A 22351-nucleotide genomic window follows, 5' to 3' on the forward strand; every position below is an offset into this window, starting at 1 on the left:
TGTCCTTCTTCCCTATTTGTAAAAAGATGAAAATGTTTCTTCTTTTCTCATAAATTAGTACTATTATAACACATTTTCTCGATATTGATAAAAAGCTAACAAGCTATTCCATGCTCTCGAGCTCATCCATATCTTTTTCATACTTCTTCTGAGCCCATTCACCATAACTTTTCAAACCTAAGTTACCAATAAAGACCCAAGGAAGATAAAAGATATAGGTAAATACCCAAGCAAAAATGTATTTAAGATGTAGAGGGTTATGCTGATATATTTCGATATTGAACTGGTAGTTCTGTAGCATCAAGGTAGCTGTAATCACTAGAGTTAATAATAGGCAACCTAAAATTGTAAAATGAAAACGACTATAGTAAGTCACACCTAGACTTCTAGCACGATTGATAAAGTAAAAAGTCCCTATGATAATAATAACGAGAAGCATACTTGGATTAAAAAGGCTTGGTGCTAACACTGCTATGAAATAAGCTAGAAACAACAATCCGATAGAGATATGAAAACTCTCTGCACTAGCTTTATTCATCAGTTGTTCTTCTCTTTCGTCTAATAATTGATAATAATAAAAATTATTTTTCATCTTCTTCCTCCCAAAATAATTGGTCTAAAGTTTTCCCTAAGCATCTGCAAATAGACTGGCAAAGCGAAAGCGAGGGATTGTACTTTCCAGCTTCTATCAAGCCGATAGTCTGGCGCGTAACCCCGACAGCTTCTGCCAAGTCACCTTGTGTCATATCAAGCTCTACTCGAGCTAGTTTTAATTTTAAATTCTTAGCCACTTGTAACCTCCTCCTTAATTTTAAAAGTCGCGCTTCTTTTTTCAACTTTATTATATCATATATTTTACATTATGCAATATATATCTGTCATTTTGTGCGATTTTTTTAACAAAAAACTCTCTATCAGCTAAATGATAGAGAGTTTTCTGCTTATTCAAATTTTTTCAAAATATCTACAACGTCACTTCTCTGTTTGACTTGATAGGCTTTGATGCCTAGGCTTTCAGCTATCTTAGTGTTGTCTGCTATATCATCAAGAAAGACACAATTTGCTGGGTTCAACTGATATTTACGGAGAATTTCTTCAAACATTTTTGGATCAGGTTTGATAGCCTTGATATCACAGGAAAGAACAAACCCATCTAAAATCTTTTCTAGAGGTGCTAGCTGATCTTTCAATAATTCATAAAAAACTGGTGAGGTATTAGATAGAACAAAAATACGATGGCCTTTTTCCTTTAAACGTGCAAGAAGCGGAAATACTTCCGTGTAAATATCGATATAGGCAGGCCAGTTCCAAATGACTTCTTCAACCTTTTTCTGATAGCAATCTCCTAATAGGGAAAGAACCTTATCAACCAATTCTTCTCGAGTCAAGGTTCCCAGGTCCAATCTTTCCCAAAGCCCCGACTGGAAAATCGCCTTGTCTAAAATTAGATAATCTTTCTGAGTTTTAGCTACAGCTTTCAAAATCTTATCCTTGTTCCATTCCAGTAGAACATTTCCCATATCCAGTATAATATCCATCAACCTGCCTCCATTATTATGTGCCACTCTCTTCAATCGTTCATTTTCCGTTTACAACTCTTTTTGATAATAGTACCTTTGTCCAGTATAGGGATAGTCTTTCATAGTAAAAACTTCCTTGTAGCCATACTTCTGATAAAAGGCTGGCGCTTGAAATTGATAAGTATTTACAAAAGCAAAGCGACAGTTTCTCTTTTTTGCTTCACTCTCTGCTTGCTGCAATAGTTGGGAGCCGATTCCTTGTCCTCGCAAGCCCTCCTTTACAAACAAATACTCGATTTCTAGCCAATTTCCAAAGGTCTCTGCTACTAAACCAGCCATGAGTTGACCATGTTCATCTTCGACATAAAGGTTTAGTGGCTCACTTTCAGCAGTTTCTCTTTTGGAACGATTATAGGAGCGAATCAAATCCCCTATCTCCTGTGCTTTCTGAGACTTTGTATTCTCCAATCTAATGTGCATCAAAACCTCCTCCAAGACACTTATGCCTTGATTATATTCCTATTTTGAAGAACTGTCAAACTTAAAAAAACTCACCAACCTGAGCTAGTGAGTTTATAACTTATTTTCTAAATTTCCATTGGCTGTAAATACCAAATGCAACAATCCAGATAGCTGAACCTCTAGCTCCCATTACAGTTGACTCTTGTAAGAAGAGTGTTCCAAATACAAAGATAAAGAAGAGCATTGTTAAAGGATTTAGCAAGCGATATTGGGGCATGAGATAGCCATCTGCCATAAAGTTCTTAGACTTACGATATTTGAGATGGGCTACCATGATCAAGATGTAGATAGCGATATAAACACCCGATGAAGAAGCTGTAATCAAAGCAAAGGCATCTGATACGCCAGGAAGTACATTGATGAATGCTGCAAAACCAATCAATACGGCAGAAGCAATGATTGCATTCTGAGGAACGTTGTGGCGTGAGAGTGTGTCTGCCTTAATAGCTTTCAAGAAACGATTTGGTGAATCATGGGCAATTTGGTACAAATGACGACCTGTTGAGTAAAGGGTTGAATTCAAGGCTGATGCAGCTGAAGTCAAAACAACAAAGTTAATCAAGGCGGCCGCCCACTTAAGACCAACAAGTTCAAATACCGTTACAAATGGTGAATCCGCTGCAGAAAGTTCACGCCAAGGAATAATAGACATGATTGCCAAGAGAGCTCCACCATAGAAAAAGATAATTCGCAAGGGAATTTCCTTAACAGCCTTAGGCAATACTTTTCTTGGATCCTTAGTTTCAGATGTAGTAACACCGATAAATTCAATCATCAAGTATGCAAAGAAAACCATCTGGAAGGCCATGACAAAGTTCATCCCACCATTTGGGAAAAGTGAGAAGTGTTCACTGATATTGGCAAGACTTGCTGAACCATAAGGCGTTTCAAAGCCAGTCAAAACTAGAAAGACACCTGTCGCAATCATGGCAAGAATGGCCACGATTTTGATCATAGCAAACCAAAATTCTACTTCACCAAAGATTTTAACAGCAATCAGATTGACCAATCCCAAAATTGTTAGGAATACAACCTGAATCAACCAAGATGGCCAAGATGGAAACCAAAACTGAACATAGTGAGCAATAGCCGTGATCTCGGCCATTCCGATAAAGACTACTGAGAGCCAGTAAGACCAGACTGAGAAGTAACCCCAACCCTGACCTAGATAACGGGTAATAAAGTTGATAAAGGTATGTTGCTCCGGATCTTGGTACAACATTTCCCCGATAGCACGCATCATAAGATACATAAAGCCACCCGTAATCATATAGACTAAGACGATTGACGGACCTGTCAAACTAATGGAACGTCCAGCTCCTAGAAAAAGTCCTGTTCCAATTGTTCCTGCAATCGCCATAACCTGAACATGGCGATTTGTTAACCCACGTTCCATTTTATTTTTCTTTTTGTGCTTATTTTCTGAATTCATATAGTCTCCTCTAGTTTTTAGAATTAAGAAAAGGAGCGATGGGAAGCGCTTTCCCTATATCTACTCCTTCTTTTCATTCCTATTAAACTGTTTTTTCTACTTTTAAGATTTTAACATCATAGCTTCCTACAGGTGTTTCAATCGTAGCAGTATCACCTGTTTTCTTACCAATCAAGGCTTGCCCAATTGGGCTTTCATTTGATACTTTACCTGCAAAGGCATCTGCACCCGCTGATCCCACGATGATATATACTTCTTCGTCGTCTTCACCAATTTCTTGGATAGTTACTGTTTTTCCGATAGCAACTTCATCTTGAGCAACCGCATCGCTATTGACAATCTCAGCATAACGGATTTTTGTTTCCAAGCTAGAGATTTGTCCTTCAACGAAGGCTTGCTCGTCCTTAGCTGCTTCATACTCACTATTTTCTGACAAGTCACCGTATGAACGCGCAATCTTGATGCGTTCTACAACTTCTGGACGACGAACTAGTTTCAACTCTTCTAATTCTTTTTCGAGTTTTTCCTTTTCTTCAAGGGTCATTGGATATGTTTTTTCTGCCATTTTTCTCAACTTTCTTTTGATTAAATTTTAATTTCTTTAGGTAGTAAAGCAAAATTATGTGGTAAACCACATAATTTTACAATGAAGACAAAGTCTTTTAAAAGCTTTCCTTAAATGATTTTGGTCAGTATCGACCTTTTAAAATCTGTGCCTAAACCGAATGATTCTATCACTTCTAGACTCAGGTTCAAATAAGAGGTAAGCTTTTACTTTCGCAATTTCCGAACGCCTAAAACTTATGGATTTTAGGCGTTTCTGATCATAGCGAAAAGACTGGTGTGACTTGCTATTCCTGTAAAAAGAAGAGATTTTCTTCTTTTTACGGATTTATTAGCAAATCTTGTTCTAAGAGTTAGTTTGAACTACTTGATTGTGTCAGTTTACTGTTGACATGCTCTGCAACGTTTCGATCATGTTCTTCTCGTGTCGTTGCAAAGTAAACCTTGCCATCTTGTACGTTGGCTACAAAGTAGAGATTGTCACTCTTAGTTTGATTGATACTTGCTTCAATTGCATCCAGACTTGGACTGTCTACTGGGCCAGGCATTAAGCCAAGGTTTGTATAAACATTATATGGTGAATTGATTGTTGTATCAATTGCTGCATCATCTGCCAAGCTAATATTTTGTCCTAGCTTACCTTCTGCATAGAGAATAGCAATATTACTTTGGAGTGGCATACCAAGGTTCAAACGATTATAGAAAACTCCAGCAATTAGCTTACGATCATCAGTTTTCAACCCTTCTTTTTCCACAAGTGATGCAATGGTGAGGAGTTCATTCACTGTCAAATTCTTTTCTTTGATTGCAGTATAATGCCCTGACAAGTTTTGGTCCATAGCTGCCACCATTTCATCAATCAAGCTTTCAACAGTTGTGCTTTCTTTGATGCTATATGTTGCTGGGAAAAGATAACCTTCTAAACGGTAACGAACACCACTTTCTTTAGTTGGTAGACTTTCGAGAAGGGTTGGGTACTTAGCAACTAATTGAGAGATGAAGGTTTCATCTTGAACTTTTGCCAGGAAGGCATCCGCAGTCAAGGGTTCTTTAAACTCTCCTTGAAGCTGACCAACCGTTTGTGCGATTTGATCAAGGGTATAACCTTCAGGGATTGTAAGATTTGCAAGTGCAACCTCTTGAGGTTGAGGAGTTCCACCCTTTTGCAATTCTTTGATGATATCATCTGTACTCATGCTCTTTTGCAAATTGTAGTAACCAGATTTTAAATCAGAATAGTCTTTATATTTAGCATAAAGGCTAAAGATAAACCCGTGTTTTACCAATCCAGAGTTCTCTAATGTATCACCAATTTGCTGAAGATTAGCTCCTTCTGGAATCTGAACTGTGACATACTGTTTTGAATTTGCATCAACTGGTTGGAGTGCAGATTCGACATAACGGTAACCAAAGAAACCACCCACACCTAGTAAAACCAATAAAACAAATACTGTTACGAAAAATCCTTTCAAGCGTGATTTTTTCTTTTTCTTGATTGGTTTCACTAACTCTTTACGACTTCTTCTAGGAAGTTCAGTTCCAGTTTCAACTGGAGCAACTGGTTCTTGACTTGGAGTTTCTTTTGCAAGAACTGTTGGTTTCTGTTGAGGTTTAATATTCTTTCTAGCAGGACTTGGTTTGGCCTGATTCGTACGATAAGAAACTGGAATCCTTGTCGAAACAGCATTGAAATCTTTCTCTTCTTCTACTGGTTGAGTAGGTTCAAGAGGCTTAACGGGTTCAGCAGGTTCCGTTGATGATAAAGGTTCTGTTGATGGTAGAGGATCTGGAGCTACAGCTGGTTCTGAAGCTACAGAAGTTTCAACTGAATCATCTTGTAAAACTGGACGTGGTGGAACTGCTGGAGCATTAGCAAGCAATTCATCCACTAGTGAAACAGAATTGGCCATCAAGTCTTCTACAGAAGGTTCTTCCACTGGTTTTTCCGCTTCTGAACTATTACTTAAATTTGAAAACAAATCATCGTTGCTACTTTTAGTATTCGCGATGCCATCTTCTCTTTTTAATCTTTCTAAATCTCTTAAAATTTGTTCTTTAAAACTTAACTTTTCTTCTTCTCGAGAATTTTCGCTCAAAGGTGTTACCTCCTTGTTGATAATCCATAATATTATATCTTAAAAACTAAAGAAAAGCAACCATAGATGCCTTTCTGATGCCTAATTCGTGTTTTCCCAGACCATATCATACCATTCTTCACCAGCAAAAGTCGACTTGGATTTTCCTTCATTCACAAAACCATGTTTCTCATAATAACCAATAAGATAGTCATGACAGGTCAGATTGATTCCCTCACGCTCATGCTCAAGAGCGATCTCTTTTAAGGCGGTCAATAATTTTCGTCCGACACCTAAAGCTTGAGCTTTCTTAGCAATGGATAGACAAGTAACAGAGATATAGCCACCTTTTTGATGGCTATAATCTTTAATGTCTTCTGTAAAGGACTGGTCTTGTAAATATCGATGAGGGATTACTGGTCCCTCAATATAGCCTAGTATTTCCCCCTCTTTTTCAGCCACTAAAAAACTAGTCGTAATTTCCTTCAGATGAGCTTCAAAAACAGGGCGAGGAATGGCTTCTTCAATTGAAAAATTCTCTAGTTCAATTTCAAAGATGCGATCTAAATCTGTCAATCTCGCTGGTCTAATAATCATATTTCCTCCTGAAAATAGGGATTCTGCCAACGCATGAGAAAGGCAACTTCACTGCCCCTTTCTCCATCTACGATCCCCTGTTCTACAAATCCATTCATTTCAAAGTAGGCCAGCAACTCATCCTCACAAAGCAGATAAATACCTGGTCTATTTTGCTGACGGGTAACTTCCTTCAAAGCTGCTAGCAACAAGGTTCCAAAGCCTTGCCCCTGAAAATCGGGATCGACAGCTAAATCTTCAAGGATGATTGAGTTCTCGCGAATGAATTCCTCATCTCCGATCTCAAGCATCCATTTTCTTAAAGAGGGAATAGGAGGTGTCGTCGCAGTGATATAAGCAATCCCTTGATCATCCAGGCTAGCTAAGAGAAACGTACCCGCATGGTTGCGGATACGTTCTTCTATTATTTCTCTATTCAATACTTCTAGGGAGTTTGAAATACTTTCTTGGATCAAGCAAATCTGATTTATATCTGATTGCTGTGCTTCCCTTATTTTAATTGGAAATTCCATGATCTTCCTTACTGAACATTGCTTGTCAAATTAGACAAGAGACGTTCGAATGAATATTCATAAGTTTGGATATCGCCAGCTCCCATAAAGACATAGACAGCATTATCATGGTCTAGGAGTGGAGAAACATTTTCAACTGTGATAACTTGATGTTTCTTGTTGATTTTATTTGCAAGGTCTTCTACCTTGACATCACCATGGTCCACCTCACGAGCAGATCCATAGATTTGTGCGAGGTAAACTGCATCAGCCTGATTCAAGGCCTGAGCAAAATCATCCAACAAGGCAATTGTACGAGTAAAGGTATGTGGTTGGAAAATTGCCACGATTTCCTTGCTTGGGTATTTTTGACGTGCAGCATCTAGCGTCGCAATGATCTCAGTTGGATGGTGAGCAAAGTCATCGATGATAACCGTATTATTAACAACCTTTTCTGTAAAGCGACGTTTCACTCCACCAAAAGTCTTCAAGTGTTCACGTACTAAATTCAAGTCAAAGCCAGCAGTATAAAGCAAACCAATCACTGCTGTGGCATTCATGATATTGTGGCGACCGAAAGTTGGAATGTGGAATTGACCCAACTCTTGATCACGGAAGTGAACGGTAAAGGTTGAACCTGTTGTAGAACGAAGCAAGTCACTTGCTACAAAGTCATTACCTTCTGTTTCAAAACCATAGTAGTAAATCGGAGCATTAGCCGTAATCTTACGCAACTCAGCATCTTCACCGTAAACGAACAAGCCTTTAGTAATTTGTTTGGCATAATCATTGAAGGCGTTGAAGACATCTTCCAAGCTTGTGAAATAGTCAGGGTGGTCAAAATCAATGTTAGTGATGATAGAGTACTCTGGATGATATGGCATGAAATGGCGCTCATACTCGTCTGATTCAAAGACAAAATACTTGGCATTTTCAGAACCACGACCTGTACCATCTCCGATCAAGTAGCTAGTGTCAGTAATATGTGACAAGACGTGAGAAAGCATCCCAGTTGTTGAAGTCTTACCGTGTGCACCAGCAACTCCCATACTGATAAAGTCACGCATAAAACTACCAAGAAACTCATGATAACGTTTGTAGCTGATACCATTTTGGTCCGCGTAAGCAATTTCAACATTGTTATCTGGACGGAAGGCATTACCAGCGATGATTTCTAAATCTCCTTGAAGATTTTTTTCATCAAAAGGTAAAATTGTAATTCCTGCTTGCTCTAGTCCACGTTGTGTAAAGTAGTACTTTTCAACGTCAGAACCTTGCACCTTGTGCCCCATTTGATGCAACATCAAAGCCAAAGCACTCATACCTGATCCTTTGATTCCGATAAAATGATAGGTTTTTGCCATTTTCTTCCCCTCTATTCGCTCATTCTAGTCAAGTTGAGCTCTTGGGCCACTTGACGTTCTTGTTCTTTTTGTTTACTTTTTTTGTTATAAATTTGACTTTTCTTTAAAAAGTCATAATTGTTTTTCTTGGAACGACTTGTTTCACCATCTGAAATTGGATGTTCCACTTGAGAAACTGTTTCTGCCAAAATATAGTGAGACTGACCTAACTTCTGACTATATTTCGCAAATTCTCCTGGATTTTCCTTTTGAAAAGGTGCTGTCGGTTGATTTGCTGGACGCACATGGCTTGTCTTCGGTTGACGTCTCGTATGACTTACATCCTGAGTCAAATATCGAGCCGAGCGTTTCTTTTTCAAATCCGCGCGCGCCTCTTCACGCGCTAATTCAGCATAGGATTTTTCTTTTTTCTCAATCGGTTTTACAAGAGGCTTGGCTTCCTCTTGCTTTTTTTCTTCAGTGATTGGAGACCATTCTAAATAGTTTTTGTCTTGGTAATCACCTTTTATATTACTGATGAAATCAGACTCATCGTAGAGATTCATAACTGGCATTTCTGTCAACATGACTTCATCATCTGCCACTATTGGAAATCGTTTTTGTGTCATATTTATTTCCTTTCAATACTCCATTATAGCGTAATGTCTTGATTTTTCAAGTATAGGCTCATGAAATCCCTAAAATTTCTCGTATTTCAGCTAGACTCAGACTGCCACGAGACTCTGTTCCATCCAAGATTTCAGAAACAAGATTTTTCTTTTTCTCTTGTAATTCTTGAATCTTTTCTTCAATTGTACCTCGAGTCACAAGGCGATAAACTTCAACAGCTTGCTCTTGCCCCATACGATGGGCGCGACCGATAGCCTGCGATTCAACTGCAGGATTCCACCATAAGTCTACTAAAATGACTGTATCGGCACCAGTGAGATTGAGACCGACCCCGCCAGCCTTTAGGGAAATTAAAAATACATCGCGCTCTCCTTGGTTAAAGGCCTTGGTCATTTCCTGACGTTCTTGCGAAGGTGTTGAACCCGTAATTTTAAAGGAAGTCAAGCCTAAGTCAGGCAGCTCTTGCTCAATCCGATCCAGCATACCTCTAAATTGTGAGAAAATAAGTACACGATGCCCACCTTCAGCAATCTGAACCAGCAAATCTCGTAAACTATCCAGCTTTCCGCTCTCTCCTTGGTAGTCCTCCATAAAGAGCGCAGGCGTATCACAAATCTGACGCAGACGCATGAGTCCAGTCAAAATTTCGACGCGATTTCGTTGAAATTCCGAATCGCTTACCTGTCCCAAACGTTCCTGCATCTGTTGCAGTTGAGCAAGATAGATAGCTTTTTGTTGATCCTCCAGTTCATTCTTATAGACAACTTCAATCAAGTCAGGCAACTCTGTCAAAACCTCTTCTTTCTTACGTCTCATGACAAAGGGTTTGATAAATTGAGCCACTCTCTCGGTTGATAGTTTCATAAATTCCTTCTTAGCAGGTAAGAGGCCTGGTAAGACAATCTGAAAAATCGACCAGAGTTCTCCCAGATGGTTTTCAATCGGTGTTCCTGATAGTGCAAAGACAGATGGAACCACAAATCGTCGTAAACTTTGAGCAATTTTCGTTTGTGCATTTTTCATCACTTGAGCTTCATCTAGAAAAAGAAAATCAAAAGATAGGTCTCGATAAATTTCACTATCTTGACGGAAAGTAGCATAGCTTGTCACATAAATCTGATGATTTTCTGCCAAAATTGACTCTCGATGAGATTTTAAGCCATGCACGACCACGACATCCAAATCTGGAGCAAACTTTTGAAATTCATCAGCCCAGTTATAGATTAAGCCAGACGGAGCAAGGATTAGGACACTAGTATCTGCTTGAACCTGACTACTTAAAAAGGCGATAGTTTGCAAGGTCTTCCCAAGTCCCATATCATCTGCTAAAATCCCACCAAAGCCATAATGGTGAAGCATCTGAAGCCACTGAATTCCCTTTTTCTGATAGTCTCTAAGTGCTGCTTGGATATTCAGCTCTTTCATCGGAAAATCTTCTGGATGCGTCAAATCATGGGCCAGATTACGAAATTCTTCGGTGAAAGAAATTTGATCCTGGTCCTTAAATAAATGAGATAGAGTATAAGCTAGGGATTTACGAGCTCGAAAAGCTCCATCTTGTAGGTCCTCTATCCCTAATTCTTCTAAATCCTTACGGATACGCTTGGTCTGATCATCGAAATAGTAAACCTGATTCGAAGAGCTGATGTAATAATCCTGCTTCTCAACTAGCGCTTTCATCGCTCTATCGATTTCATCTTGACCAATCCCTTGAAAATCAAATTGAATTTCTAATAGGCTTCCCTTGGATGAGATGTGTACTTGAGGCTTCTGAACCTGATAAAGGTCTTGCAAGCTCTCAGAAATCTTTAATTCTCCAAGTGCTGCAAAGGATGGCAAAACTTCCTGAAAGAAGGTATGGACTGCATCAGCTTTCAAACTTTGACGCCATGAACGAAAATCTGCTTCAAATCCAGCTGATAGGGCTAGTTGAAAAATCTCTTTCTCTAGTTGAATATCACTAGCAAAAGGAAGATTCTCTAGTTCATTACGATTCCTTACTAGGCAAGTTTCATACTGAAACTGCATATCCAAACGAATAGAACCGTCCTCTTCTCCTTCCATGTAGAAAGAAGGACGGAAAGACTGAATTCGAAGCCCATCAGGAGCCTCTACATTTCCTACGTTTTTGAACTGGGATAAGGTCGAAGCTAGAAGATCTCGATCACTGGTATCAAATTGTAAAATCTTTCTACCACTTTTATCGATAGTTACTTTTTTTAATTTTTCTATAAGTCTAGCTTGTTCTTTAGACAGAAGATAAAATGTACCTTTAGTAAACAAGACTTGCCCCTTATAAAACGAATTAAGCCCTACCTGTTGAACAATTTCCATCTCAAAATAGTTGGACTTTTCTTCAATTTGAAAGGTAAACAAACCTGCTTGACCATCAAAATCTTGAAATACAAGGTGGTGATAATTCGAAATCTGATGGTCAAATTGAAATGCATCTAAGCCCATCAGCAGACTAACACCCTGCTCAAAAAAAGACAGCGGGAAATAGAGATGACGACCTTGATTTTGGAAAAAGAGGGCATTTTCAGACTCATCTTCTACAATTCCTTGAAGGAAATTCAGAACAAATTGGCTACTTTCATCAAACTGACTAAGCTTCAAGGAAGTTTCATATAACTTCCCAATCATATAGGGTTTGCTAGTTTCTAAAACCTTCAGAAAAAGGGGTATATCTCGGATTACATAGAATTTCTGTGTCTGAATAAGACCGACTCTCAAAGTCCAAATAATACGATTAGTCCCTGCTTCAACCTGCCCTTGAGCAGACAACTGATAGATTTCAGAAAGTTTCGGAATTTGAATGGATTCTAAAAACTTTCCTCCAAAAGTAATCTGAGTTTCAACTTCTTCTTTCTTTTCGTGCACATTTTCCAGATTTCCTAAGAGTTCCTGGCCAATCGGATCATTTTTAAGGTAATGTTCTAGTGCTGCCAAATGCACACAAAACCCTCTTTTTTGGAAAAAATCACAAGCACAAAAAACCAAATCATCATCCAGGCTATAGCGAATTTCTTCATCTGCTACACGCGCATAGAGGCGATGGTCTTTCTCTTTGATAATTTCAATCTGACTAGTTTCGTAGAGTTGAGCTCCCTCCATTCGAAGCTTCCCTGGAATCAATTTAGCCATATTTTCCCCTTTACTTTATCTCTTAATTATACCACATTTCTTCTTACGAAAATAGCCTTCTAGGAGTACTTTTCTCCTAAAAGGCTAGCTTCTTAAAATTTAGCGAAAGTAGCAATGATTCGCTGGCAAACTTCTTCCAAGACAGATGTCGGCATGGCTACATTTAAGCGAGCATGGAGGGCTCCTTCTTCGCCAAAGTCCAAGCCTCTGTTCAGGATAACCTTGGCTTCGTCTCTTAAAAGGATTCTTAATTCTTCATCACTAATATCGTAGGCTGAAAAATCAAGCCAAATGAGATAGGTCCCTTGAGGTTTCATGACCTTGATTTTCGTTTCTTTTCCAAACACATCGACGACATAATTGATGTGTTTCTCAATCAGTTCTTTGAGTTCTGACAACCATTCTTCACCAGAGCGATAGGCTGCTTCTGTTGCCAAATATCCCAACCCTGAGATTTCATGTTGATTATTAGCTAGCTGGCGCTTTTGGAAAGCCACTCTTAACTTAGGATTCTCGATAATAGCGTAGGAATTCTTTGTTCCTGCAATATTGAAGGTCTTGGTAGCGCTGCTTAAAATCAGTGAAAATTCTTTAAAATCTTCATTTACCGTATTGAATGACTGGTGCTTGTTTCCAAACAAGGCTAAGTCTTGGTGAATCTCATCAGACACCAACAAAACTCCATGTTTTTGACAAAGTTGTCCAATCTTCTCTAAGACTTCTTTTTCCCAAACACGTCCACCAGGATTATGAGGATTGCAAAGAACGTAAAGTTTCACATCCTCTTCAACAAAGTCTTTCTCTAATTGATCAAAGTCAATCTCAAAAAGTCCGTCTTTTTCTACTAGAGAGTTGGTGATTAGTCTACGATTATTGAGCTTAATGCTCCGAGCAAAAGGAGGATAAACCGGTGTGTTAATGAGTACTGCTTGACCTTCCTTGGTAAAGGCTTGAATAGCTGTTGAAATAGCTGGTACTACTCCTTCGATAAAGACTAGGGCATCCTTTTCAAAGCGATAGCCGTGCTGTTTTTCCTCCCAATTTTGAACAGCTTCAATCAACCCATCACTAGCATAGGTATAGCCATAGACTAATTGCTCTGCATAGTCATGGACTGTCTGACGAATCTCAGGTAACACCTCAAAGTCCATATCAGCAATCCAAGCTGGCAATACTTCTCGGTCAGTCTCTGCTTCTTTCCACTTATAGGTATGATGTCCAAAACGATTGGGCAAGGTCGTAAAATCATATTTTCCCATAGTTTTATCCTTCCAAGGCTTGACGCAAGTCTTCAATCAAATCTCTCGCATCCTCAATACCAATAGACAAGCGCAAGAGGTCATCTGTCAATCCATAAGAATGGCGAACTTCTGCAGGAATGTCTGCATGGGTTTGAGTAGTTGGGTAGGTAATCAGACTTTCAACACCACCCAAACTTTCAGCAAAAGAGAATACTTTCAAAGTATTTAAGATATGAGGGATACGCTTCTCATCTGCTACTTTAAAGGAAATCATTCCCCCACGACCTGTATACAAAACTTCTTTGACTGCAGGTGATTGTTCCAAAAAGGCTACGATTTCTTGAGCATTGGCTGTTGAGCGCTCCATACGAAGTGACAAGGTTTTAAGACCACGAATCAATTGATAACTATCAAATGGTGACAAAACAGCCCCTGTTGTGTTGAGATTGTAAAAGAGTTTTTCGTATAAATCCGCACTATCTGTCACAACCACACCAGCTAGAACATCATTATGTCCTGCAAGATATTTTGTTGCTGAATGAAGGACGATATCTGCTCCGCCTTCAATTGGACGTTGATAGATAGGACTGTAGAAGGTATTGTCCATGACAACTTTAGCACCCTTAGCATGAGCTAATGTTGACAATTTTTCAATATCAAATTCCAGCATCAAAGGGTTGGTTGGTGTTTCAATATAGAGTACATCCACATCCTTTTCTAGCTCAGCAATCAACTCTTCTTCTGTGTTGGCATAGGTAAAGTGGAAACGTCCTTCTTGTTCCACTTGATTGAACCAGCGGAAAGAACCACCGTAAAGGTCACGGACTGCCAAAACCTTACTTCCAACAGGGAAGACACTAAAAGCAAGTACGATTGCAGACATACCTGAACTAGTTGCTAGAGCATAGTGGGCTGATTCAATAGCTGCTAAGACTTCCTCTGCCTTGCTACGAGTTGGGTTTTTAGTGCGGGTATAGTCAAATCCAGTTGATTGACCAAATTCTGGGTGCTGATAAGTCGTTGAAAAGTGAATTGGTGTAACCAAAGCACCTGTTGCCTCATCAGACTTGATCCCTGCTTGTGCTAAAATTGTGTTGATGTGAAATGATTTACTCATACAATACCTCCAAATCTATAGTAACTATTGTACCACTTATTTTGTATCCTTCGTTTTCTTGTTTTCAAGAGCTAGTTATAGTTTCAAACTATATAAAAACGATAGCTTCTTAAGAAACTATCGTTTTTCCTGTTGAATAGACTGATTATTTAATGTGTTTAGCTAATTCTTCTTGGGCTTTTTTATTAGATTCTTCTTTTTCTTTCAGCCATTTTTGTCTAGCTTTTTCATACTCATCAGCCGTTACAGTCTTATCTTGCAACTTGAGGTACTTGTATGATTCGACACCCTTATTTCCAGCTTGTGAGAATGGCGATGAGAATGGAACTGTCTTTCTCAAGGTCGGTGTTCCACCCTGAGAAACGTTTGGAATAGCAAGGGCGCTATCAACGAGCCAAGCTTGAACTTCAGCATATTTTTCATAACGTTTTGCTGGTTCTTGCTCCTTGTTCGCTTCTTCTAGCATTTGAGTGTAAGTATCCAGACCAACTGCCTTAGCCTTGTCATTTACCTCACCTGGTTCTAGACCAATGTTTTGCAACATACCACCGTTATTGACATTTAAGATATCAAGATAACTTGATGGATCCAAGTAGTCCGCACTCCAACCGCCATTATAGATATCAAAGTCTTTTTGAGCTGCAGTTTGAGCGAGGTAGCCAGAATTATCGTAATCATCTGTTGATAATTGTTGGATATCGATAACCACATTCTCAGCTCCTAGAACAGATTCGATGGATTGTTTCAAAGAGCTTGCTTCAAGTACACCTTTTTTAGCTGATTGGTCAACTGTTACATCCAAGTGGATTGGGAATTGCACACCCTTAGCTTCCAATTCTTTCTTGGCTTCCGCAAATTTAGCCTTAGCCTTGTCAGGATTGTAGTATGGGTCTTGCGCATCTGCAAAGTTGATTCCTTGCCATTCTTGGCCATAGTTGACCATCTTTTCTGAAACAACATCACCAAAGTCTTTTCCGTTGATGCTTACAAATGTAGGAGGTACAACTAGGTTACGAATAATCTTCGTTGCTCCGTCTTCCCCTTGAGATTGAGCTCCATAGGCTGTACGGTTATAAGCATAGTTAAAGGCTTGACGGAAGTTTTTATTCAGAACTGCTTCTTGAGTTGATTTCTTTTCGATATCTGAGGACTTAGAAGTGAAGTTATAAGACTTTCTGTCCAAGTTGAAGTTCAAGTAATAAGAAGTTGCATTTTGCATACTATAGATGATGTTATCCTTGTTCTTCTCTTTAATTCCTTCAAAGCTTGAGCTATTTGGATAGAGACGTGCGTAGCTGTAGACTCCTTCTACAAAGTTACGAGCTAGTGCATCTTGGTCACTACCATCATAATAGGCCAATTTCACATCATCTACAAAGACATTTTTTTCATCCCAGTAGTTGGGATTTTTCTTGAACTCGATGACAGATTTTGAAACAAAGGATTTCATCAAGAAAGGTCCATTGTACAAAATACTAGAAGGGTCTACCTTACCAAAATCATCCCCTTTTGATTTCAGGAAGTCTGCATTGACAGGGAAGAGAATGGTTGATGTTGTTTTAGAATTCCAATAAGATTCTGGTCGTGTCAAAGTGTACTGAACTGTTTGGTCGTCAATCGCCTTAACACCGACAGTTGAAAAGTCAGTTGTTTTCCCGTTGATATAGTCATCCAAACCTGCTACAGAATCTTGAACCAGGTACAAAGCTTCGGATTTTTTATCAGCAGCATATTTCAAACCAGTTACAAAATCTTGGGCAGTTACTGGAGCATATTCTTCACCTTCAGAGGTATACCACTTAGCATCTTTACGAAGTTTATAAGTGTATGTCAAACCGTCCTGAGAAACAGTCCAATCTTCTGCCAAGGATGGAACGTAGTTACCGTATTGGTCATTTTCCATCAACCCATCTACCAAATTGGTAACGATGTCATTGGTTGTTGCACGGTTTTCTGCAAGATAGTTCAAACTAGACGGATCGCTAGAATAGACATAGTTGTATGTTTTAGTTGAACCAGCTGAGTTGCTACAAGCCGCCAATAGCAGACCAGCACTTAGAGCGACGCCTGCCAGCGCCATATATTTTGCCTTAGACTTTTTCATAAACAGAACCTCCAAATTTAAATATTTGTATCATTATACAGCTATTGTTTTTTTTAGTCAAGTTATTTTATCTAATTTTTACCAAATTATAGATTTTTTTCTACTAATTTTATATTTTATCCTATTTTTTAAATAAAAAAATGAACAATTTAAACTTTTTCGGATAGAAAAGTTCAAATTATTCATTTTATTTATAAAGTATTATGATAATTTTAATCGTGCTCGTAACTGGTCAGCTTTTACCTGTCCAATAACCTTATCTAAGAGACGAGTATAGAGACTCATGAATCCGTACAGTCCACCACCGATTGTTCCGATTAGGGAGACATAGATGAAGCTCCAGAAACGTCCAGTTGGATGGAAAACAAATCCAAGAATCCATTGTAAGAAGCCTACCAGGATAAACATGACAAGAGTTAAAATAGTCACTAGGATGGTTCGTTTAAGGATAATTTTTCGATGAACTCCTGTAATCTGACAGATCTCGCGATACATTAAAACAATTGGAATGATAAGACCGATGGTCGTTGAAATGAGAGGACCATAGCTATGGAAAATCGCTATTGATGGTATTTGTAAGACGAGCTTGGCAATGGAACCATAGAAAAAGTAAAGGATTGCCTTGCGGTTACGGAACATAGCTTGAAGCATTGGTGATAAGACCATGTACAAACCTAGGATTGTTGACTGCAAGACTGCAAAGACAAACAAGCCCATAGCCAAACTATCTGGCTTACCGTAAAAGACTGTATAGAGGGGTTCTCCTACCATGACTACTCCAACCGTTGCAGGTAAGAGGAATAGGAAAAGCATGGTGATACTATCTTGAACGAGACGAGAAGCTGCTGGTAAATCTCCTTTGACATAGTTCTCTGTCAAGAGAGGTAGCCCAACGCTACCAATCGAAACTCCTACCGAAATCAAAATCATGGTGATTTTATTAGGGTTGGCAGAGAAGTAAGAAAACATGACAACCAAGTCTTCATTACTGTAGTTGGTAAACCACTTCATGCTATTGATAAAGGTCATTTGGTCCAAGATTTGGAAGAGCTGAATAGCTGACCCTGTTATGATAAAAGGAATAGCTTCCTTAATCGTATCAATTAACAGGTGTTTGCTATCAATCTTATCTCGCGTTTCAAAAACTTTTTGAAGCATCCCTTCTTTAAAAAGGAAATAAAGTAAGACAGCAAAGCTGGCTACCATTCCCACAAAGGCCGCAAAGGTAGACTGGGTGACTGCTGACAGATAATCTCCTGAACCAAGTTTCATGATGATAAAGGTTGCTAAGAGCATCCAAATAACACGGATAACCTGCTCGGCGATTTGGCTCATGGCATAAGGTTTAAGATTATTCATTCCTTGGAAAAATCCACGGATAACACTCATAGACGGGAAAATCAAGACCGCCCAAGCCAGACTCTGCATAATTGGAATCAAGTCCTTACCGACACCAGATAGATCAGCCAACCAAGGCGCAAAGAGATATAAAACCAAAGCAAAGACAAGACCGAGTCCAGTCATAAAGCCCAGGAAACTCCGAATCAGAGCAAAACTATGCTCTTCTTCTTGCATGGTGTTATACTTGGCAACTTGCTTTGCGACTGCCACCGGGATACCCGCTGTCGAAATCAACAAGAACCAGGCGTAGATATTGTAGCCCATGGTGAAAAGTCCATTTGCCTTAGCGGCATAAGTCCCCATCCAAATATACCAAGGGATGATGTAGATGGCCCCGAGCAGGCGACTGATAAAGTTACTAGCCGTTAGCCAGGCAGTCCCTCGTAACATCTGGGCCTGCTGATGATTATTTTCGTTAGACATAACTTCCTCATTTAATTTTAATAACGGAAATGTTCCTTATCTTCCATTATAAACTTTTCCTTGTTACTTGTAAAATTCAGACTTTCGGTTTACAATAGAAAGTATGATAAAGATTGAAACCGTATTAGATATTTTAAAGAAAGATGATCTCTTCCGTGAGATTATCGACCAAGGACATTACCATTATTATCACAGTGATGTCGTTTTTGATAGCATCTGCTACGATAGCCGAAAAGCTCAAGAAAATAGTCTCTTTTTTGTCAAAGGAGCAGCCTTCAAAAAAGAATTTCTCCTTTCTGCAATTGAACAAGGACTTGGTTGGTATGTAGCTGAGCAGGACTATGAAGTCAATATTCCCGTTATTGTCGTTAGCGATATTAAGAAAGCCATGAGTTTGCTTGCCATGGAGTTTTATGGCAACCCTCAGGAGAAATTAAAATTACTTGCTTTCACTGGTACTAAAGGAAAAACAACCGCAGCTTATTTCGCCTACAACATCTTAAATCAAGAACATCGTCCAGCTATGTTATCAACCATGAATACGACCTTGGACGGTAAGACTTTCTTTAAATCTGCTCTAACAACTCCTGAAAGCATTGATCTCTTTGATATGATGGCTCAAGCAGTTGATAATGGAAGAACCCACCTTATCATGGAAGTATCCAGCCAAGCTTATTTGGTGAAACGGGTTTACGGCCTGACCTTTGATGTCGGTGTCTTCCTCAACATTAGTCCTGACCATATTGGTCCTATTGAGCATCCGACCTTTGAAGACTACTTCTACCACAAGCGTCTCTTGATGAAAAATAGCCGAGCAGTTGTCATTAATAGCGATATGGACCACTTCTCTGTTCTAAAAGAACAAGTTGAGAACCAAGAGCATGACTTCTATGGTAGCCAGTCAAGTAACCAAATCGAGAACTCCAAAGCCTTTAGCTTCTCAGCTACTGGTAAATTAGCTGGAGACTATGATATTCAGTTGATTGGGCACTTCAACCAAGAGAATGCTGTTGCAGCAGGACTTGCCTGTCTTCGTTTAGGTGCTAGTCTAGATGATATCAAAAAAGGGGTTGCGTCTACTCGCGTCCCTGGACGTATGGAAGTCCTCACTCAAAAAAATGGAGCAAAAGTTTTCATCGACTACGCCCACAACGGTGACAGTCTTAAAAAACTAATCTCAGTTGTTGAAACACATCAAACTGGAAAGATTGCTTTAGTACTTGGTTCAACTGGAAACAAGGGAGAAAGCCGTCGTAAGGACTTTGGACTTCTCCTCAATCAACACCCTGAAATTCAAGTATTCCTTACGGCCGACGATCCAAACTATGAAGATCCGATGGCCATTGCAGATGAAATCAGTAGCTATATCCATCATCCTGTTGAAAAGATTGCCGACCGGGAACAAGCCATCAAGGCTGCTATGTCTGTTACAAGTCAAGAACTGGATGCTGTCATTATCGCTGGTAAAGGAGCTGACTGCTACCAAATCATCCAAGGTAAGAAAGAAGACTATCCAGGTGATGCTGCTGTTGCAGAACGTTATCTATAGTATATTTAAAGAAGAGGCTGGGACAAAAGTCCTAGCCTTCTTCTATTTTTTTCTAAAGATAAATCTTTCTTTATCAAATTCTACAGCCAACTCATATTTCCCATCTTCATTTTGAACGATGTATCCTAATAAGACTAGGCTATCAACAAAGATATCACGTCGTTTCTGCATGAGTTGATCTTTTTTGAGGAACTTGAGTAAAAAGGTAGTCATGTACTTGAGGGCATACTCAGGATTGACATCCCCTAAAATTCCGTAGAGCGCCTGCTGTTCTTCCGTCAAAGGATACTGATGCTTGACCTTATAAAAATAGTTAGACAGTGTCATCTTTCCCCTTGCAAAATCCGTATGTTCTTCTAGGATAGCTGCATTGGTTTGATTGCGCAATTCTGTCTGAAAATCTTTCTCCAGAATTTCTTGATAGATTTGACTATCATCTCTCACAAAGATTTCTTGATCTAGTGCAAGAGATTCTGTAGACTTTAGAAAAGGGAGATTGAGATAATAGCGTTTATTTTCTCTTAAAATCAATCCCGCTTTAATATATTCCTCCAAATACTTATCAACTGGAACATCTGGAAACTGAGCCTTAATCTCTCGCAAAATAACATCATCATGCTGATCAAGATAGTCAACCAAATCCTTAAAGAATGGCTGTCGCGTCAAACGAGATGGATTAAAAATCTGAATCATGAAGATTCCTTTCTTTACAAACTAAAAGTGGTGATGCTGCTAATTGACTCGGGTTAGTGCCAGGCTGATTCAGAGGTACAGGAAACCCCAAATCTCGATAATATTCTCTCCAGAAATCACTGATTTCCTTCGTCCCATCCCCAAACTTCATGGGAATGGTCTCAAAAATAGGGAGAATATCTGCTATATACTGGGAACAATAGAATGCATCACTATCTGGATAAAAAGAAAAATTATAAGGAGCTCCTAGGTGTTGGTCTGCTCTTTTCTTTACCTTTTGAATATCTATCTTTGGATAGCTATAGAGATCATATACTTTCCCGTCTTCAAAGAAATCTTCAGGTAATTGTACAATGACACCAACTTCATCCGTTGCATGATAAACCTGTCCGTCCAAAAAGATGGCCACATGGCTATAGTGACCAGTAGATTCCTGGATGGCCTGTCCTATATCCGAATCATCTTTCACAAAAATCAAATCGCCATTTTCTAACATACTTCTCTCCTAGCAAAAAAGGAGTCGAGACTCCTTTTTAACAATGGGTATCCCCATTTTTATATTACAATTAAGCATTAAAGCTTTCTGTCAATTGTGGTACCACTTGTTTCTTACGTGAAACAGCACCTGGAAGGAAAGCATGGTTGTTTTCAAGTTTGAAGTTAAAGGCTGCTTCCACCTTGTCCATGTTTGATCCAAGAGCAAGGATTTCTGAGTTTGAGTTAACGATATCTGTGATCATCAAGACAAAGTCAGAGTAGCCATTTGCTGTATTTGCGGCTTGGATGGCTGCTTCGATTTCAGCTTGGCGTTCCAAGACTTCAGCAATATCAACTGTATTCACTTGGGCAACACGTACGTTGTTACCGTTCAATTCAAAAGTCTTTGCATCGATGTCGATCAATTCTTCTGCTGACTTGCTTGCCAAATTTGTACCAGCTTTGAGCATTGCAAGACCGTATTCTTCCAAGTTCACACCAGCTAATTCAGCCAATTCAGGCGCAATCACCTTATCAGATGGGTGTGTCGTTGGAGATTTCAAAAGAAGGGTATCTGAAATCAAACCTGAAAGCATCAAACCTGCAATTTCTTTTGGAACAGTTACACCGTGTTCTTTGAACATACGGTATACGATAGAAGATGCTGATCCAACTGGCTCCAAACGCATGTAAAGTGGGCTTGCAGTTTCAAAGTTAGCTACACGGTGGTGATCCACAACACCGTAAACTTCTACTTCAGCGATATCTGAAACTGATTGTTGGAATTCATTGTGGTCAGTCAAGATAACTTGTTCTGCACCTTCTGCTTTAGCAGATGTGATGACGCGCGGTGCTTCAACACCAAAATAGTTCAATACGAAAGCTGTTTCTTCATTTGGAGTTCCAAGAGCCACCGCTTCTGTATCCAAACCATAAGCTTCTTTTGCAAGATAAGCAAAGGCTATTGATGAACCGATAGCATCTGAATCTGGATTTTGGTGACCAAATACTAGAATCTTAGACATGAT

General features: G+C 39.2%; 20 protein-coding genes. 1 reads left to right on the forward strand and 19 read right to left on the reverse strand.

The features are described from left to right. Positions 1-103: 103 nt before the first annotated feature. From AAFQ93_RS08655 to AAFQ93_RS08730, 16 genes are all read right to left on the reverse strand, one after another. Positions 104-592: a DUF6773 family protein gene (locus tag AAFQ93_RS08655; RefSeq protein ID WP_223139970.1), complete on the reverse strand. Its 489-nt coding sequence runs from the start codon at positions 590-592 to the stop codon at positions 104-106. Further along, a complete protein-coding gene (locus AAFQ93_RS08660; protein ID WP_001107501.1) occupies positions 582-791 on the reverse strand; it encodes a helix-turn-helix transcriptional regulator in 210 nt (69 codons plus the stop codon). Before AAFQ93_RS08660 ends, AAFQ93_RS08655 begins: the two co-directional genes overlap by 11 nt. Positions 792-941: 150 nt before the next feature. Beyond that, a complete protein-coding gene (locus tag AAFQ93_RS08665; RefSeq protein ID WP_223139971.1) occupies positions 942-1538 on the reverse strand; it encodes an HAD family phosphatase in 597 nt (198 codons plus the stop codon). A gap of 51 nt (positions 1539-1589) precedes the next feature. Next, positions 1590-2000 (reverse strand): GNAT family N-acetyltransferase, encoded by a 411-nt coding sequence (locus AAFQ93_RS08670; protein ID WP_223139972.1) that lies wholly within the window; start codon positions 1998-2000, stop codon positions 1590-1592. Between the two features lie 100 nt (positions 2001-2100). Then, positions 2101-3474 carry an amino acid permease gene (locus AAFQ93_RS08675; protein WP_223139973.1) on the reverse strand — a complete coding sequence of 458 codons (1374 nt, stop codon included), beginning with the start codon at positions 3472-3474 and terminating at the stop codon, positions 2101-2103. A gap of 82 nt (positions 3475-3556) precedes the next feature. Then, positions 3557-4039: a transcription elongation factor GreA gene (gene greA / locus AAFQ93_RS08680; RefSeq protein WP_000818756.1), complete on the reverse strand. Its 483-nt coding sequence runs from the start codon at positions 4037-4039 to the stop codon at positions 3557-3559. A 352-nt stretch (positions 4040-4391) separates the two neighbouring features. Beyond that, positions 4392-6134: an endolytic transglycosylase MltG gene (mltG, locus tag AAFQ93_RS08685; protein ID WP_223139974.1), complete on the reverse strand. Its 1743-nt coding sequence runs from the start codon at positions 6132-6134 to the stop codon at positions 4392-4394. A gap of 81 nt (positions 6135-6215) precedes the next feature. Further along, the gene (locus tag AAFQ93_RS08690; RefSeq protein ID WP_223139975.1) at positions 6216-6710 is read right to left on the reverse strand and encodes an N-acetyltransferase; all 495 of its coding nucleotides are present in this window, start codon (positions 6708-6710) and stop codon (positions 6216-6218) included. Further along, the gene (locus AAFQ93_RS08695) at positions 6707-7222 is read right to left on the reverse strand and encodes a GNAT family N-acetyltransferase (protein WP_223139976.1); all 516 of its coding nucleotides are present in this window, start codon (positions 7220-7222) and stop codon (positions 6707-6709) included. The genes AAFQ93_RS08690 and AAFQ93_RS08695 overlap by 4 nt, the downstream gene beginning before the upstream one ends. 8 nt (positions 7223-7230) lie before the next feature. Continuing rightward, positions 7231-8565, reverse strand: a complete 1335-nt coding sequence (murC, locus tag AAFQ93_RS08700; RefSeq protein ID WP_045763857.1) for a UDP-N-acetylmuramate--L-alanine ligase — start codon at positions 8563-8565, stop codon at positions 7231-7233. Positions 8566-8576: 11 nt separating this feature from the next. After that, positions 8577-9173 carry a cystathionine gamma-synthase gene (locus tag AAFQ93_RS08705; RefSeq protein WP_223139978.1) on the reverse strand — a complete coding sequence of 199 codons (597 nt, stop codon included), beginning with the start codon at positions 9171-9173 and terminating at the stop codon, positions 8577-8579. A gap of 58 nt (positions 9174-9231) precedes the next feature. Beyond that, a complete protein-coding gene (locus AAFQ93_RS08710) occupies positions 9232-12318 on the reverse strand; it encodes a DEAD/DEAH box helicase (protein ID WP_375555204.1) in 3087 nt (1028 codons plus the stop codon). 92 nt (positions 12319-12410) lie between these two features. Beyond that, positions 12411-13577 (reverse strand): MalY/PatB family protein, encoded by a 1167-nt coding sequence (locus AAFQ93_RS08715; RefSeq protein WP_223139980.1) that lies wholly within the window; start codon positions 13575-13577, stop codon positions 12411-12413. A gap of 4 nt (positions 13578-13581) precedes the next feature. Next, entirely contained in the window at positions 13582-14676 is a 1095-nt protein-coding gene (locus AAFQ93_RS08720; protein ID WP_223139981.1) for a cystathionine gamma-synthase, read from the reverse strand. Positions 14677-14821: 145 nt separating this feature from the next. Then, positions 14822-16780: a peptide ABC transporter substrate-binding protein gene (locus tag AAFQ93_RS08725; RefSeq protein ID WP_375555205.1), complete on the reverse strand. Its 1959-nt coding sequence runs from the start codon at positions 16778-16780 to the stop codon at positions 14822-14824. A 201-nt stretch (positions 16781-16981) separates the two neighbouring features. Continuing rightward, positions 16982-18604, reverse strand: coding sequence for an oligosaccharide flippase family protein (locus AAFQ93_RS08730; RefSeq protein WP_375555206.1), 1623 nt, complete (start codon positions 18602-18604; stop codon positions 16982-16984). Positions 18605-18707: 103 nt separating this feature from the next. On the opposite strand from AAFQ93_RS08730, the gene AAFQ93_RS08735 reads away from it, so the two are divergent. Further along, a complete protein-coding gene (locus tag AAFQ93_RS08735) occupies positions 18708-20153 on the forward strand; it encodes a UDP-N-acetylmuramoyl-L-alanyl-D-glutamate--L-lysine ligase (protein ID WP_375555207.1) in 1446 nt (481 codons plus the stop codon). Between the two features lie 42 nt (positions 20154-20195). Here the strand turns inward: AAFQ93_RS08735 and AAFQ93_RS08740 are convergent, their stop codons facing one another. From AAFQ93_RS08740 to AAFQ93_RS08750, 3 genes are all read right to left on the reverse strand, one after another. Then, positions 20196-20846 (reverse strand): DUF1803 domain-containing protein, encoded by a 651-nt coding sequence (locus AAFQ93_RS08740; RefSeq protein WP_375555208.1) that lies wholly within the window; start codon positions 20844-20846, stop codon positions 20196-20198. Next, on the reverse strand, positions 20830-21342 hold the full coding sequence (locus tag AAFQ93_RS08745; protein ID WP_375555209.1) for a YiiX/YebB-like N1pC/P60 family cysteine hydrolase: 513 nt from the start codon (positions 21340-21342) through the stop codon (positions 20830-20832). Before AAFQ93_RS08745 ends, AAFQ93_RS08740 begins: the two co-directional genes overlap by 17 nt. 70 nt (positions 21343-21412) lie before the next feature. Further along, positions 21413-22348, reverse strand: coding sequence for a manganese-dependent inorganic pyrophosphatase (locus AAFQ93_RS08750; RefSeq protein ID WP_375555210.1), 936 nt, complete (start codon positions 22346-22348; stop codon positions 21413-21415). Positions 22349-22351: the final 3 nt, after the last annotated feature.

It is taken from the genome of Streptococcus nidrosiense (genome assembly GCF_042140045.1).
Taxonomy (GTDB): Bacteria; Bacillota; Bacilli; order Lactobacillales; family Streptococcaceae; genus Streptococcus; species Streptococcus nidrosiense.

Bases quoted from the DNA above. Each gene is read 5' to 3' on its own strand.
- AAFQ93_RS08655 (WP_223139970.1), bottom strand. From the start codon at position 592: ATGAAAAATAATTTTTATTATTATCAATTATTAGACGAAAGAGAAGAA.
- AAFQ93_RS08665 (WP_223139971.1), bottom strand. From the start codon at position 1,538: ATGGATATTATACTGGATATGGGAAATGTTCTACTGGAATGGAACAAG.
- AAFQ93_RS08670 (WP_223139972.1), bottom strand. From the start codon at position 2,000: ATGCACATTAGATTGGAGAATACAAAGTCTCAGAAAGCACAGGAGATA.
- AAFQ93_RS08675 (WP_223139973.1), bottom strand. From the start codon at position 3,474: ATGAATTCAGAAAATAAGCACAAAAAGAAAAATAAAATGGAACGTGGG.
- greA (WP_000818756.1), bottom strand. From the start codon at position 4,039: ATGGCAGAAAAAACATATCCAATGACCCTTGAAGAAAAGGAAAAACTC.
- AAFQ93_RS08690 (WP_223139975.1), bottom strand. From the start codon at position 6,710: ATGATTATTAGACCAGCGAGATTGACAGATTTAGATCGCATCTTTGAA.
- AAFQ93_RS08695 (WP_223139976.1), bottom strand. From the start codon at position 7,222: ATGGAATTTCCAATTAAAATAAGGGAAGCACAGCAATCAGATATAAAT.
- murC (WP_045763857.1), bottom strand. From the start codon at position 8,565: ATGGCAAAAACCTATCATTTTATCGGAATCAAAGGATCAGGTATGAGT.
- AAFQ93_RS08705 (WP_223139978.1), bottom strand. From the start codon at position 9,173: ATGACACAAAAACGATTTCCAATAGTGGCAGATGATGAAGTCATGTTG.
- AAFQ93_RS08710 (WP_375555204.1), bottom strand. From the start codon at position 12,318: ATGGCTAAATTGATTCCAGGGAAGCTTCGAATGGAGGGAGCTCAACTC.
- AAFQ93_RS08715 (WP_223139980.1), bottom strand. From the start codon at position 13,577: ATGGGAAAATATGATTTTACGACCTTGCCCAATCGTTTTGGACATCAT.
- AAFQ93_RS08720 (WP_223139981.1), bottom strand. From the start codon at position 14,676: ATGAGTAAATCATTTCACATCAACACAATTTTAGCACAAGCAGGGATC.
- AAFQ93_RS08725 (WP_375555205.1), bottom strand. From the start codon at position 16,780: ATGAAAAAGTCTAAGGCAAAATATATGGCGCTGGCAGGCGTCGCTCTA.
- AAFQ93_RS08730 (WP_375555206.1), bottom strand. From the start codon at position 18,604: ATGTCTAACGAAAATAATCATCAGCAGGCCCAGATGTTACGAGGGACT.
- AAFQ93_RS08735 (WP_375555207.1), top strand. From the start codon at position 18,708: ATGATAAAGATTGAAACCGTATTAGATATTTTAAAGAAAGATGATCTC.
- AAFQ93_RS08740 (WP_375555208.1), bottom strand. From the start codon at position 20,846: ATGATTCAGATTTTTAATCCATCTCGTTTGACGCGACAGCCATTCTTT.
- AAFQ93_RS08745 (WP_375555209.1), bottom strand. From the start codon at position 21,342: ATGTTAGAAAATGGCGATTTGATTTTTGTGAAAGATGATTCGGATATA.
- AAFQ93_RS08750 (WP_375555210.1), bottom strand. From the start codon at position 22,348: ATGTCTAAGATTCTAGTATTTGGTCACCAAAATCCAGATTCAGATGCT.